This is a genomic window from Elstera litoralis (assembly GCF_000963705.1).
Classification (GTDB): Bacteria; Pseudomonadota; Alphaproteobacteria; order Elsterales; family Elsteraceae; genus Elstera; species Elstera litoralis.
The window spans coordinates 1-1,305 of sequence record NZ_LAJY01000888.1; the positions used below are offsets into that span (position 1 = coordinate 1).

Genomic DNA, 1,305 nt, shown 5'->3' on the forward strand with positions numbered 1-1,305 from the left:
TATCCAAGTTAACGTTAACGTTAGCTACTCCATCTCCAATACGTTGGCATCGGCGCTTCCCCGCAATGACACTAATCTTGGTTCGGTCGGTGGGCGTACGATGTATGAATCGGCGATTGCTCATGAGTTACGGACGGGCTATAGCAGTAACGGCACATCATCAGATTTAACAATTAATATTAATGCCTATAATTTACGGTATCTTTATATCGATGATAACCCTTACGATGGAGCCGGTGGGATCGCGTCAAATCAATATGATTTAACGGGTCTCATGGTCCATGAAATTGGTCATGGGCTTGGTTTTTATGCGGATCGCGATGATACGACTGGTGCGTATTTTTACTATAAATCGGTTTGGGATGACCGTATTCAGATGGTGGGAAGCCAACCTTATTTTGTTGGCGAGAATGTTTCGCGTTACTACGGCAATTCCGTTCCCCTGACGCGCGGCGATCTATCCCATGTCGGCAATGGGTCCGATGTTGGGTCCGATCTGTGGAACTCGATGATGGCCCCCTATATTACGCCCGGCGTTCGTTTCGGCGTAACCAGCCTTGAAAAAGCAATGCTCGCCGATATGGGCATCGGAACAAATCAGTCCGATATTCTAAAAGTCCATTTTGAGAATACGGGCCGTTCGGTAACGCTCGATGCTGGCGCGGGAACGGATACAATCGTCTATTATGGAAACCGCTCCTCATATACGGTGTATTACGCCGCCAGTGTGGGTGGCTATGTTGTTAAGGGGAATGGGTTTACCGATACATTGCGCTCTGCCGAGCAGATTCGCTTCGATAATGGAACCTTTTGGGTTGAAGATTTAGCCGATATGACGACGGGGGTTCACCGTTTCTATAATACGGCAACGAATACCCATTTCTTCACCGGGTCCAATGCCGAAGCCTATAAATTGCGCGCAACCGCTCCGCAGTTTATCGATGAAGGCTTCGCCTTTGCAAACACAAACGCAACCGGTGGCTTGGATGTCTTTCGCTTCCTGAATAAAGAAACGGGAGCTTTTTTCTACACGATCAGCACGCAAGAGCGCGATAATATCCGCAACAGCTTGCCCCTTTTTGAATATCAGTCGAGTAGCTTCAAAGCTCTCACGAGTGATCGAGGGCCGCAGGAGGAACTTTATCGCTTCTATAATAGTGCGACGAACTCCCACTTCTTCACGGTCTCCGAATCCGAGCGCGATACTATCATCGCGACTCTTCCGACCTTTAAATACGAAGGCGTTGCCTTTTATGTGGATGTCCTCGGCTAGGACCGTCCGGTAAATCACCCTAGAGCACTTCT

At 48.6% G+C, this 1,305-nt stretch carries 1 protein-coding gene; it reads left to right on the plus strand.

Going from position 1 to position 1,305, the window contains the following annotated elements:
• On the plus strand, positions 1 to 1,273 hold a 1,273-nt coding region (locus VZ95_RS26320; RefSeq protein ID WP_198148457.1), incomplete at its 5' end, for a hypothetical protein.
• Positions 1,274 to 1,305: the final 32 nt, after the last annotated feature.